The 12,353-nt window shown below is 70.4% G+C and carries 11 protein-coding genes and 1 rRNA gene; 10 read left to right on the top strand and 2 right to left on the bottom strand.

What is annotated here, in order from left to right; genetic code table 11:
- Positions 1–97: 97 nt before the first annotated feature.
- From rrf to AMK34_RS09760, 9 genes are all read left to right on the top strand, one after another.
- Positions 98–214: ribosomal RNA gene (gene rrf, locus AMK34_RS09800) — 5S ribosomal RNA — on the top strand.
- A gap of 160 nt (positions 215–374) precedes the next feature.
- On the top strand, positions 375–2,246 hold the full coding sequence (locus tag AMK34_RS09795) for a hypothetical protein (RefSeq protein ID WP_073844445.1): 1,872 nt from the start codon (positions 375–377) through the stop codon (positions 2,244–2,246).
- Positions 2,239–3,228: an HAD-IIA family hydrolase gene (locus tag AMK34_RS09790; protein WP_073844444.1), complete on the top strand. Its 990-nt coding sequence runs from the start codon at positions 2,239–2,241 to the stop codon at positions 3,226–3,228. Before AMK34_RS09795 ends, AMK34_RS09790 begins: the two co-directional genes overlap by 8 nt.
- Before the next feature lie 76 nt (positions 3,229–3,304).
- On the top strand, positions 3,305–3,484 hold the full coding sequence (locus AMK34_RS09785; RefSeq protein WP_038511536.1) for a hypothetical protein: 180 nt from the start codon (positions 3,305–3,307) through the stop codon (positions 3,482–3,484).
- Positions 3,485–3,488: 4 nt separating this feature from the next.
- Positions 3,489–4,304, top strand: coding sequence for a TlyA family RNA methyltransferase (locus AMK34_RS09780; protein WP_073844442.1), 816 nt, complete (start codon positions 3,489–3,491; stop codon positions 4,302–4,304).
- Positions 4,301–5,212 (top strand): NAD kinase, encoded by a 912-nt coding sequence (locus AMK34_RS09775; protein ID WP_037303235.1) that lies wholly within the window; start codon positions 4,301–4,303, stop codon positions 5,210–5,212. Before AMK34_RS09780 ends, AMK34_RS09775 begins: the two co-directional genes overlap by 4 nt.
- A 104-nt stretch (positions 5,213–5,316) precedes the next feature.
- Positions 5,317–7,113 carry a DNA repair protein RecN gene (gene recN / locus AMK34_RS09770; protein ID WP_073844730.1) on the top strand — a complete coding sequence of 599 codons (1,797 nt, stop codon included), beginning with the start codon at positions 5,317–5,319 and terminating at the stop codon, positions 7,111–7,113.
- Between the two features lie 103 nt (positions 7,114–7,216).
- Positions 7,217–8,401: a putative cytokinetic ring protein SteA gene (steA, locus tag AMK34_RS09765; RefSeq protein WP_037348117.1), complete on the top strand. Its 1,185-nt coding sequence runs from the start codon at positions 7,217–7,219 to the stop codon at positions 8,399–8,401.
- Positions 8,398–9,345 (top strand): copper transporter, encoded by a 948-nt coding sequence (locus tag AMK34_RS09760; RefSeq protein WP_037348119.1) that lies wholly within the window; start codon positions 8,398–8,400, stop codon positions 9,343–9,345. Before steA ends, AMK34_RS09760 begins: the two co-directional genes overlap by 4 nt.
- Positions 9,346–9,364: 19 nt before the next feature.
- Here the strand turns inward: AMK34_RS09760 and AMK34_RS09755 are convergent, their stop codons facing one another.
- A complete protein-coding gene (locus AMK34_RS09755; protein WP_073844440.1) occupies positions 9,365–10,075 on the bottom strand; it encodes an aspartate/glutamate racemase family protein in 711 nt (236 codons plus the stop codon).
- Complete coding sequence (locus tag AMK34_RS09750; protein WP_038511544.1) at positions 10,075–11,517, bottom strand: NCS1 family nucleobase:cation symporter-1; 1,443 nt, start codon at positions 11,515–11,517, stop codon at positions 10,075–10,077. Before AMK34_RS09750 ends, AMK34_RS09755 begins: the two co-directional genes overlap by 1 nt.
- A gap of 147 nt (positions 11,518–11,664) precedes the next feature.
- Here AMK34_RS09750 and AMK34_RS09745 point away from each other — a divergent pair, with 147 nt between their 5' ends.
- Positions 11,665–12,342 carry a GntR family transcriptional regulator gene (locus tag AMK34_RS09745; protein WP_038511546.1) on the top strand — a complete coding sequence of 226 codons (678 nt, stop codon included), beginning with the start codon at positions 11,665–11,667 and terminating at the stop codon, positions 12,340–12,342.
- The last annotated feature ends 11 nt before the right edge of the window (positions 12,343–12,353 follow it).

Genomic DNA, 12,353 nt, shown 5'->3' with positions numbered 1-12,353 from the left:
GCCGAGGACTTGCCCACAAAGATGTTACGCATCCACTCTACAGCTCTGAAACACCACACCGTTCTGGAAACAGACAGTGTGTGTTGTTTCGTAGTGTTTCGGTGGTTATAGCGTCAGGGAAACGCCCGGTCCCATTCCGAACCCGGAAGCTAAGCCTGACAGCGCCGATGGTACTGCAACCGAAGGGTTGTGGGAGAGTAGGACACCGCCGGACTAACTTCAGGACAGGGTCCTGACCAGGGTCGAGAACCCCAACAGGTTCTCCCCGGTCAGGGCCCTGTCTCTTTTCATGTCCAGGCACGGACTAGAATGGTCCGTTGGCCCGCCTCGTGGTGGGCGTATGTCGAAACTTTTCAATAGTGGCAGGAGGCCAGGTGTCCGAGTTCGGTCGACGTGACTCAGATGATGGCGCGTCCGGCCGGTCGGGTCGCCGGGACGACAGTCCCCGCGGAGGCCGGTCTGACGCGCAGCGAGGTGACCGGCGCGGTTCCGCCGGCGGCAGGCAGGACCGGGGCGGCCGCGACGGCGGCTACCAGGGCCGCCCTCGTCGTGACGACCGCGGTGCCCGCGGTTCCGGCAGCTATCCCGCGCGCAGCGGCGAAGGCTCCCGCGACCAGCGCTCCGGCGGCCGGTTCGGCGGCCAGGGCCGCGACGAGAACCGCTCTCGCTACAACAACGACGACCGTCGTGGCCCCGGCGGCGGCGACCGTCGTGACGACCGATCCGGCGGCCGGGACAACCGGGGCGGCTACCGCGGCGGCGACAGTCGTGGCGACAACCGTGGCGGCTACCGCTCGGACAGCCGTAGTGGCAGTGACCGTGGTGGCTACCGGTCCGACAACCGCGACAGCCGGGACAACCGCGGCGGCGACCGTGCTGGATACCGGGGCGGCAGCGACCGTGGCGGGTACCGCTCGGACAACCGGGGCGGCGACGATCGCGGCGGCTACCGGTCCGACAACCGTGGTGGCGACCGCGGCGGATACCGCTCGTCCGACAGCCGTCCCGAGCGTCGCTACGACAACCGTTCGGACAGCCGCTCGGACAACCGTTCCGAGGGCCGCTACGAGAAGCGCTCCGACAGCCGCCCGGCCCGTTCCGGCTACGGCTCGGACAACCGCGGCCGGTCCGACGACCGCCCCTCCGGCAACCGCTACGAAGGACGCCCCCAGGGCAAGTCCTATGGCGACCGCGACAGCCGCGACAATCGTGGCGGCGACGACCGTCGTCCGTCCTATCGCGACCGTGACGATCGCGGCGGCTCCCGTTCCGGCGGGTACAACGGCGACCGGCGCGGCTCGGGCTCGTCCTCGGGCGACCGTCGTCCCAGCGGTGGTGGCTACGAGCGCAAGTCCTACGGCGACCGCGACAACCGCGGAGACCGTCGCCCTTCCGGCGACCGTCCGGAGAAGCGGTACGACGACCGGCGCGGCGACTCCCGTGGCGGCGAAGGCCGGTTCGAGCGCAAGCGCGACGACCGTCCCCAGCGTGACCGTTCCGAGGGCCGCAAGGACTTCCGTTCCTCGCCGCGCACCGACGACAGGCCGGTCGACGACGAGACCTTGGCGCGTGAGCTGCTCGAGGCTCCGGAACTGCCCGAGGGCATCGAGTTCTCTGATCTGGACGAAGAGGTCCGCCGGGAGCTCCGCACCCTGCCCAAGGCGCTCGCGGAGACCGTCGGAAAGCACCTCGTAGCGGCCGGCGGCCTCGTCGACGAAGACCCCGAAGCCGCCATGGAGCACGCCAAGTACGCGAAGGCCAAGGCATCGCGGGTCCCGATCGTCCGTGAGGCGCTCGGCCTGGTGGCCTACCACGCGGGCAACTGGTCCGAGGCGCTGTCGGAGCTGCGGGCCGTCCGCCGGATGACCCGGACCGACGACCACATCGCGATCATCGCCGACGCCGAGCGCGCCATCGGCCGCCCGGAGCGGGCGCTCGACCTCGCGAAGGAGGTCGACAAGGAGCGTCTGTCCAAGGCGACCCAGATCGAGCTCGCGATCGTCGCCGCCGGCGCCCGGCGCGACCTCGGTCAGCTGGACGCGGCCGTCGTCTCCCTGCAGAGCGACGACCTCAAGGCGGAGAAGCGCGACCCGTGGAGCGCCCGGCTGTTCTACGCCTACGCCGACAACCTCGCCGCGGCCGACCGCAAGGACGAGGCGATCCGCTGGTTCCTGAACGCGGCGGAGGCCGACGAGGAGGACGAGACCGACGCCGCCGAGCGCGCCGCGGAGCTCACGAATGGCTGACGCCCTGTCGGCCGGGTACGACGCGGTCCTGTTCGACCTCGACGGCACGGTCTATCACGGCAGCAAGGTGGTCCCGGGCGCACCGGAAGCGCTTCGGGCACTCCGGGACCACGGCACGGCCGTCCGGTGGGTGACCAACAACGCCTCCAAGGCGCCCGCGGAGGTCTCCGCGCACCTGGAGGCACTCGGACTGCCCGCCACCCCCGAAGAGGTCCACACGAGCTCTCAGGCCGCCGCTGCCCTGCTGGGTGAGCGGCTGCCTCAGGGCGCGGTGGTCCTCGTCGTGGGCACGGACTCGCTGGCCGCTCAGATCGAGTCGGTCGGCCTCCGGACGGTCCGGGAAGCCGGTCCGGACGTGGCCGCCGTGGTCCAGGGGCATTCCCCGGAGAACACCTGGGCCGCTCTCGCGGAGGCGTGCCTCGCCATCCGCGCGGGCGCGCTCTGGGTGGCGACCAACGTCGACGCGACCCTGCCGAGCGAACGCGGTCTGCTGCCGGGCAACGGGTCGATGGTGGCCGCGTTGCGCCATGCCACCGGCGCCGAACCGCTGGTGGCGGGCAAGCCGGCGCCGGGACTGTTCACGACGGCGGCACGGGACGCGGGCGCGGAGCGGGCCCTCGTCGTGGGCGACCGCCTGGACACGGACATCGAGGGCGCGGTCGCGGCCGGGATCGACGCGCTCTGCGTCCTGACCGGCGTCGCCGACGCGGCGTCCCTGATCGCGGCGAGGCCCGAGGAGCGTCCGCGCTACCTCGCGGCGGACCTGTCCGGGCTGAGCAGCCGGGCGGAACTGCTCGAGATCGGGCCCAAGGACGGCTGGCGCGTCACCGCACAGGGTGACGTGCTCGAAGCCGATGGTGAAGGCGACTCCCTCGACCTGCTGCGCGCGTTGTGCGCGGCGGCCTGGGAGTCGGGGATCACCGAGGTCCGTGGTGTGGGCGACACCGCCCGCGCCGCGCTCGGTGAGCTGCGCCTCGGCTGACCAGCGCTGCTAACTTGGTGGGGTGCAAGACCACTTCCACCCTGTTCCGCGACCCCCGGTTCCCGGCCCGCCGCCGGTGCCGGGACCGCCGCCGGACCAGTTCGCGCAGCAGGACACGGATCCCCGGGCCGGGATCGACGAAGCCGTGGCGGGTCTCGACGACCTCGCGGCGCTTCCGCTTTCGGAGCACGTCGACCGTTTCGAGGCCGTGCACACCGAGCTGACGGTGGCGCTGTCCACCATCGACAAGGTCTGACCGCGTGCCCAAACGCGCCCGCCTGGACGCGGAGCTCGTCCGGCGGGGTCTCGCCCGGTCCCGGGAGCAGGCGTCGGCGCTGATCGCCGAGGGCAAGGTCACCGTGCGCGGGATGGTGGCCACCAAACCCGCGACCGGGGTCGAGTCCGGCGCGCCGATCGTGGTGCGCGACGGTGACGACCCCGGCTGGGCCTCCCGCGGCGCGCACAAACTCCTCGGCGCGCTCGAAGCCTTCACCCCGCAAGGTCTTTCCACCGAAGGAAAGCGCTGCCTCGACGCGGGCGCCTCGACCGGCGGCTTCACCGACGTCCTGCTGCGCAACGGCGCCGCCACCGTGATCGCGGCCGACGTCGGCCGCGGCCTGCTGGACTGGCGGCTGCGCACCGACGACCGTGTGGTCGTCCTCGACAAGACGAACGTCCGCAACCTGACCTCGGAAGACCTCGGCGGGCAGGTCGACCTCGTGGTCGGGGATCTCTCGTTCATCTCGCTCAAACTCGTGCTGCCCGCGCTGGCCGCCTGCGCGCGGGACGGCGCGGACCTGGTGCCGATGGTGAAACCGCAGTTCGAGGTCGGCAAGGACCGGCTCGGTAGCGGCGGCGTCGTCCGTGACCCGGAGCTGAGGGCCGAATCGGTGCTCGCCGTGCTCGCCGAGGCCGAGAAGCTGGACCTGAGCCTGCGCGGCGTCGTCGCGAGCCCGCTTCCCGGGCCGTCGGGGAACGTCGAATACTTCGTCTGGCTTACCCGCGGGGCGGGGGAGACCGCCGGCACCGACGCCGAGCGGCTCGTCCGGACCGCAGTCCTGGAGGGACCCCAATGAGCGATCGCGAGGTGCTGCTCGTCGTGCACCCGGACCGGGACGCGACCCGGGACGCGGCACGCGAGGTGTCGGCCCGGTTCGCCAAGGCCGGTGTGCGGCTGCGGGTACTCGACGAGGACGTCCGCGAGATGCTGGAGGCGGACGGCGGGATCGGCGCGCCCTGCACGGTCATGGCGCCGGAACAGGATCCGGCCGCCGGCACCGAGCTGGTGTTCGTGCTCGGCGGCGACGGCACGCTGCTGCGGGCCGCGGAACTGGCCAGGCCGAACGGCGTCCCGGTGCTCGGCGTGAACCTCGGCCGCGTCGGCTTCCTGGCCGAGGCCGATTCGGACAAGCTCGCCGACACCGTCCAGCGGGCCGTCGACGGCGACTACCAGGTAGAAGAGCGGATGACCGTCGACGTCGTCGTCACCGTCGACGGCGAAGAGACCGTCAACACGTGGGCGCTCAACGAGGCCAGTGTCGAGAAGAGCTCGCGCGAGCGGGTGCTGGACGCGCTCATCGAGGTCGACGGAAGGCCTGTGTCCTCCTTCGGCTGCGACGGCGTCCTGTGCGCCACTCCGACCGGCTCGACGGCGTACGCGTTCTCCGCGGGCGGGCCGATCATCTGGCCGGACGTCCAGGCCCTGCTGGTGGTCCCGAGCAACGCGCACGCGATGTTCTCGCGGCCGCTGGTCGTCTCGCGGGACTCGGAGATCACCGTCGCCATCGATCCCGACGGTTCGCCCGCGGTCCTGACCTGCGACGGATCGCGGACCTTCGATCTTCCGGCCGGCGCGGCCGTGCGGGTCACCTGCGGCCGGGTGCCGGTGCGGCTGATCCGGTTGTGGGAAGGCCCGTTCACCGACCGGCTGGTGCACAAGTTCTCGTTGCCGATCAAGGGCTGGCGGGAGCGACACGCCCGCTGACGGATGTCATGAAAGGGCCGTTCAGGACAATTTCCGTCTTGAACGGCCCTTTCATGACGTGCCGGGTGCGGGAATGGTCGGGGTGGGCCGCTACGGTGGGCGTCGTGCTGGCCGAGATGCGCATCCAGGGCCTCGGAGTCATCGAGGACGCCCTGCTGGAACTGCACGCGGGCTTCACCGTGGTCACCGGTGAGACGGGTGCGGGCAAGACGATGGTCGTCAGCGGGTTGCACCTGCTCTCCGGCGGCCGAGCCGAAGTGTCCAAGGTGCGGACGGGAATGCTGAAGGCCTTCGTGGAAGGCCGATTCGAGCTGGGCGGTGCCGAGGGCGCCACCCGGATCGTCACCGACGCCGGGGCGGAGGTCGACGAGGACGGCAGCGTCATCGCGCTGCGCGCGGTCTCGGTCGACGGCCGGTCCCGTGCCCACCTCGGCGGCCGTTCGGTGCCGGTCGGTGTGCTGGCCGATCTGTCCGAGCAGCTGATCGCCGTCCACGGGCAGAACGATCAGCTGCGGCTGCTGCGGCCCGCCGAGCAGCGCGCGGTGATCGACCGGTTCGCCGGTGAGGCCGTCACCGAGCCGCTCGAGCAGTACCGCGCGGTCCGGGACGAATGGCTCGCCGTCGTCGCCGAACTGACCGAGCGCTCCACCCGCTCCCGCGAGATGGCCCAGCAGGCCGACCTGTTGCGCCACGGGCTCACCGAGATCGACGCCGTCGCGCCGGAACCCGGCGAGGACACCGAGCTCACCGAGCAGATCAAGCGGCTCGCCGCGGTCGACGAACTGCGGTCCGCGGCGAGCGCCGCGCAGGCCGCCGTCTCGGGTTCGCCCGACGGCGACCCGGACGCGCCCGGCGCGGTCGGGCTGATCGGGGAGGCGAGCCGCCACCTGACCGGCTCCGAGGACGCCGTCCTGCGTGAGCTCGGTCCCCGGCTGGACGAGGCCTCGGTGCTGTTGTCCGAAGTGGGCGCCGAGCTGGGCAGCTACCTCGAAACGCTCGACGCCGATCCCGCGTTGCTGGAAAAGGTGCTCGCGCGCCAGGCCGATCTGAAGCGGCTCACCCGCAAATACGCGGCGGACGTGGACGGCGTACTCGCCTGGGCCGACGACGCCCGTCGCCGGATGTCCACGATGGACACCTCCGAGGAGGCGCTGGCCGAGCTGGCCAAGCGCCGCGACGAACTCGCCGTCACGCTGGCCGAACACGCGCTCACGCTGTCGGAGGCGCGCGTCGAGGCCGCCGCCGAGCTCGCCGAGGCGATCACCGCCGAGATGTCCGGGCTCGCCATGGGACAGGCCGAGATCGAGATCACCGTCGAGCGGCGCACCGTCGACGAGAGCGACGCGCACGCCGTGAAGGTCGGCGGCAGGCTCGTGCACGCCGGGCCCGACGGCGTCGACGACGTCGAGTTGCTGCTGCGGGCGCACAACGGCGCCCCGCCGCTCCCGGTGCACAAGGCGGCTTCCGGCGGTGAGCTTTCCCGCGTGATGCTGGCGATCGAGGTCGTCCTCGCGCACGCGGACACCGTGCAGACACTGGTGTTCGACGAGGTCGACGCCGGGGTCGGCGGCCGCGCCGCGGTCGAGATCGGCAGGCGGCTCGCGCGGCTGGCGCGCAGTCACCAGGTCCTGGTGGTCACGCACCTGCCGCAGGTGGCCGCGTTCGCCGATCAGCATCTGGTCGTGGACAAGGGCACCAGCGGCGGAGTGACCCGCAGCGGGGTGCGCGTGCTCGAACAGTCGGAGCGCGTCGTCGAGCTCGCGCGCATGCTCGCCGGGATGGAAAGCACCGAAACCGGCCGGGCGCACGCGGAAGAACTGCTCGCCGTCGCCGAGGCCGACAAGAGCGCGCCGGACAAGCCCAAAGCCCGTCGCGGCGGGAAGCGGAAGAAGGCGAAGTAGTGCCTGTCGCGACCGGGTAGCCCGATCCGGTGTGGGTTAATCGGCGTGTTTCCATCGGCGTGGCGGACACGGAAGCCCGCGCGGATTTGTCACTATCGGTCGCATGAAGCTCACCGGCTTGCTCTCGCGTAACCAAGAGACCCTCCCCGGGATCACCGGCGTCGCCAGGGTCGACAGGCGTACGCGTGAGCTGCTCCGCCGGCTGAGCCCTGGCGACATCGTCGTCCTCGACCAGCTCGACCTCGACCGGTCGACGGCCGATGCCTTGGTGGAGGCCGAAGTCGCGGCGGTGGTGAACGCTTCGCCGTCGATCTCCGGCCGGTTCCCCAACCTGGGCCCGGAGATCCTGCTCGAAGCCGGGATCCCGCTGGTCGATTCGGTCGGCGGCGAACTGCTGCGCAAGGTCAAGGACGGCACGAAACTCCGCCTGCACGAGGGCGTCGTCTACATCGGAGAGCGGCAGCTCGGCTCGGGTGTCCAGCAGACGCGGGAAAGCGTCGCGGACCAGATGATCGAGGCCAAGGCCGGGATGTCCACCCAGCTCGAGGCGTTCTCCGCGAACACGATCGAATTCCTCCGCCGGGAACGCAGCCTCATCCTCGACGGCGTCGGCGTCCCGGAGATCCGTGTCCCGCTGCGGGACCGGCACGCCCTCGTGGTCGCGGGCGGCAACGGGCACGCCGAAGACCTCAAGAAACTGAAGAAGTACATCTCCGAGCACCGGCCGGTGCTGATCGGCGTCGACGCCGGGGCGGACACCTTGCGCGCGCAGGGTTATCAGCCGGACGTCATCGTCGGCGACCCGCACGGGATCGGCGCCGAGACGCTGCGCAGCGGTGGCGAGGTCGTGGTCCCGGCGCAGCCGGACGGGCACGCGCCCGGTGTCGAGCGCATCCAGGACCTCGGAATCGGCGCGGTCACCTTCCCCGCGACGGGCAACGCCGAGGATCTGGCGCTGCTGCTGGCCGACGCGCACGAGGCGAGCCTGGTGGTCACCGTCGGATTCCAGGCGACACTGCGGGAATTCCTCGACCACGGCCGGTCCGGGTCGAATCCGTCGACGTTCCTCACCAGGCTCAAGCTCGGCACGAAACTGGTCGACGGCAAGGCGGTCGCGACCCTGCACCGCAGCCGGGTGTCCATCGGCGCCATCGTCCTGCTGGTCGTCGCGACCTTGGTGGCCGTCGCGGCCGCGCTGCTGGTGTCCGATGTGGGTTCGGTGTACCTCGACTGGATCCGCGACACCTGGAACTCGTTCATCGCCTGGGGCAAGGGACTCTTCACGTGATTTCACTGCGATACCACATCGTTTCCATCGCCGCCTGCTTCCTGGCGCTCGCCATCGGCGTGGTGCTCGGGTCGACGGCGCTGAACGGTTCCCTGCTTTCGGGTCTCGCCAGCCAGAAGGAGGATCTGGGTTCCCAGGTCGCGGATCTGGAGGCACAGCGCAATTCGCTCAACGCCAGGCTCGGCGACGCGGACGCGTTCGCCGGCGCGATGGGGCCGAAGGTCGTCGCGGGGCAGCTGGACAAGCGTTCGGTGGTGCTGGTGACCACCGAGGACGCGAAGCCCGCGGACCGCGACGCGCTCAAGCAGCTCGTGGGTCAGGCCGGCGCCTCGGTCACCGGTGAGATCCAGCTGACCGAGGCGTTCTCCGACCCGATGCGGTCGGACCAGCTGCGTGACGTCGTGTCGCGTCTGCAGCCGGCCGGTGTCCAGTTCCCGACCGCGGGCGACCCGGGCACCCTCGCGGGCGCGCTGATCGGCTCCGTGGCGTTGCTGAACAAGGACAACGCGCAGCCGCAGTCCACTCCGGTGGAGCTGGCGGCCGCGCTTGGCGGGCTCACCGACGGCGGTTTCCTCAAGACCGGCGGGGACGTGAAGCCCGCGCAGCTCGCGATCGTGCTCACCGGTTCCAAGTACACCGGTGACGGCGCCGGTGACCGTGCCTCGACCGTCGCGCGGTTCGCCGCGCAGCTCGACCGTTCCGGTGCGGGCACCGTCCTGGCGGGCGACGCGGGATCCGCCGACGGCACCGGCGCGATCGGCGTCGTCCGCGCCGACACCTCGTCGACGTCCATCCTGTCCACTGTGGACAACGCGGAGACCGCGGCGGGCCGGGTCACCACGATCATGGCGCTGCGGGAGCAGCTCGAAGGCGGCGCCGGGCGCTACGGCATCGCGGGCAACGCCCAGGCTCCCGCCCCCGGGATCGCCGCCGCCGGCAACTAGCCCGCCCGCATTTAGAGGACTAAATGCGGGGCCAGAGGCGGGTTTTCGGGAGCGGGCGGGCGTAGGAACCGGTCCGGCTGGTCTTGAGGTTCAGGGCCACGAGGGATTCCGCCAGGCGGACGGCGGCGGCGACGCCGTCGATCACCGGGATGTCCAGCATCGCCGAGATACGGCGATCGAGGCCGGTCATCCCGGCGCAGCCGAGGACGAGGACCTCCGCGCCCGCGTCCCTGGCGCGCCGTCCGGCGGTCAGCAAGGCCGATTCCGTCCGGCGTTCGTCGGTCAGTTCGAGCACGCCGAGCCCCGCACCGAGGACGCCGACACAGTTCTGCGCGACGCCCGCGGCGTGCAGGCTGTCCTCGATGAGCCCGCACGTCCGGTCCAATGTGGTCACGACGCCGTAGCGTCTTCCCAGCAGACAGGCCAGATGCGCGGCGGCCTCGGTGATGTCGACGACCGGGACGTCGAGCAGTTCCCTCGCGCCTTCCCGTCCGTGCTCGCCGAAACCGGCCATCACGAGCGCGTCGAAGGGCTCGTCCAGCCCGTTGAGAAGGTCGAGGACGGCCGCGGCGCTCAGGAAGCTGTCCAGCCAGCCCTCGGCGGATTCCGGACCCCACAACGGTGCTCTGGCCAGGATCTCGGTACCGGGGCTCGCGGCGGCGCGGGCGCCCGCCTCGATCTCCTTGGTCATCGCCTCGGTGGTGTTGCAGTTGGTGACCAGGATCCGCATCACGCGACCCGCTGCTTGCGCGACACCGCGAAGTAGAGGGCCGCGGCGGAAGCGGTGCCGATGAACCACGAGTACGGCGCGGCGGGGGCGAAGAACGGCACCAGCGCGATGATCGCGGACAGCGCCGCCGTGGGCAGGAAGGTGACCATCGCCCTCGGGTTGAAGCCGCGTTTGTAGTGGTACGGCGAATCGGGTCCGGCCACGAACAGTTTGTCCACGTCGATCCGGCCGCGTTTCACCAGGTAGTAGTCCACGATCATGATGCCGAACAGCGGACCGAGGAAGGCCCCGAGGCCGCCGAGGAAGTAGTTGACCACCGCGGGCGAGGAGTACAGCTTCCACGGCAGCACGCACAACGCCGCGACCGCGCTGATCATCCCGCCGATGGTGAAGGTGATCCGTTTCGGCCAGATGTTGGCCAGGTCGTAGGCGGGGGAAACGAAGTTCGCGACGATGTTCACGCCCATGGTGGCGATCGCGAAGGTCAGCGCGCCGATGATCAGCACGGGCGTGTTGTCGATGCGGGCCAGCAGTTCGGCGGGGTCGGTGATGGCCTCACCGAACACCTGCAGACTGCCGGCGGTCACCAGCACCGACAGCAGCGCGAACGCCGTCGAGTTGATCGGCAGGCCCCAGAAGTTCCCGCGCCGCACCGTTTTCTGGTTCGGGGCGAACCGGGAGAAGTCGCAGAAGTTGAGCATCAGGGTGCCGTAGATGGATAGGATCAGCCCGACGGCGCCGAACCACTGCCGCACTTGCTCCCCTGTGGACAGTGCCTTCGGGTTGCTGGTCAACGAGATGTTCCAGTCGGCGGCGGCCAGCACCCACACGGCGAGCGCGATCATCACCACCCAGATACCCGGACCGCACCAGTCCTGGAACTTGCGCACGGCCTCCATACCGCGGGTGAGCACGAGCGCCTGCGCGAGCCACAACGCGATGAAGCAGATCCAGCCGAGCGCGTGCAGGCCGAGGAAACCGACCTCTGTCAACGGTTTCAGTCCCGGATCGATCGCGAGCACGAGCAGTGTGATGGCCACGGAAGCGAGATAGGTCTGGATGCCGTACCAGAAGATCGCGATGATCGCGCGGATCAGCGCGGGCAGGTTCGCGCCGAAGGTCCCGAAGCTGATGCGGGCGACGACGGGGAAGGGGACGCCCGTCTTCTGGCCGATCCGGCCCATCAGGTTCATGCCGAAGTAGATGAGCACGAAACCGGTCAGCAGGGCGGTGAACACCTGCCACGCCGAAAGCCCGAGGACGAACAGGCCCGCCGCGAAGGTGTAGTTGCCGAGGTTGTGCACGTCCGACATCCACAGCGCGAAGATGTCGTAGACCTTCCAACGGCGTTCTTTCGCCGGCGCGAGATCTTCGTTCCAGAGCCGGGGATCGGCGTTCTCGGTGGTAGGCGCTTCGGACCGGGTTGCTGGGGCGGCGGTCATGCGGGCCTCCGATCGACGGGGAGTCCGGTCGATTTGGTATCCCAAAATTTGGCATCCCAAATATCACCCCGCGGTGGCCCGTCGTCAAGGTTTCTGCCGATAAACTCGGGTTACGAGCTGTTACGGCGGTGTTGAAGAGGGGGTCAGGTGGCCGAGGAAGGACAGCGTCAGCCGCTGGCCGCGACCCGGCAGCGGGTCCGCGACGAGCTGCGTGAACGTATCCTCGCCGGACGGCTGAAGCCGGGGGACAGGCTGGTCGAACGCGAACTCGCCGAGGATCTCGGCGTCTCGCGCGTGCCGGTGCGCGAAGCCATCCGCAGCCTGGAGGCCGAAGGATTCCTCGCCGTCCAGTCGCCCCGCCGGATCGTCGTGCGCCAGCTGGCCAAGGCCGACGTCGAGGAGCTCTTCGACGTCCGTGAGGCGCTCGAAGGACTCGCCGCCGGGCTGGCCGCCGAACGGGCGGGCAAGGCCGAACTCCGCGCGCTCGAACGGCTGCTCACCGACGCCGCCCGCGCGACCGAGAGCGGCGACCCGGCCCGGATCACCCAGCTCAACACCCGCTTCCACGACCAGATCGTCGCGCTCGCGGGCAACGGCCTGCTGCACGAGATCCTCCGCCCGCTCGAGGGCAGGCTGCGCTGGCTGACCAGCCAGAACGAACATTGGGGCGAACTGCTCGACGAGCACCGTCGCCTCTACGACGCGATCGCTTCAGGGGACGCCGACCGCGCGCGGGCCCATGCCGTCGAGCATGTGCGGGTCAACCGCGAAGTGACGTTGAAGACGCTGTTCCCCGAGGATGGCGGAGAACGCTCCGCGGGCTGAATCGGACATGT

This window comes from Amycolatopsis sp. CB00013 (assembly GCF_001905755.1).
Lineage (GTDB): Bacteria > Actinomycetota > Actinomycetes > Mycobacteriales > Pseudonocardiaceae > Amycolatopsis > Amycolatopsis japonica.
This window is presented reverse-complemented; position numbering and strand designations above follow the sequence as displayed.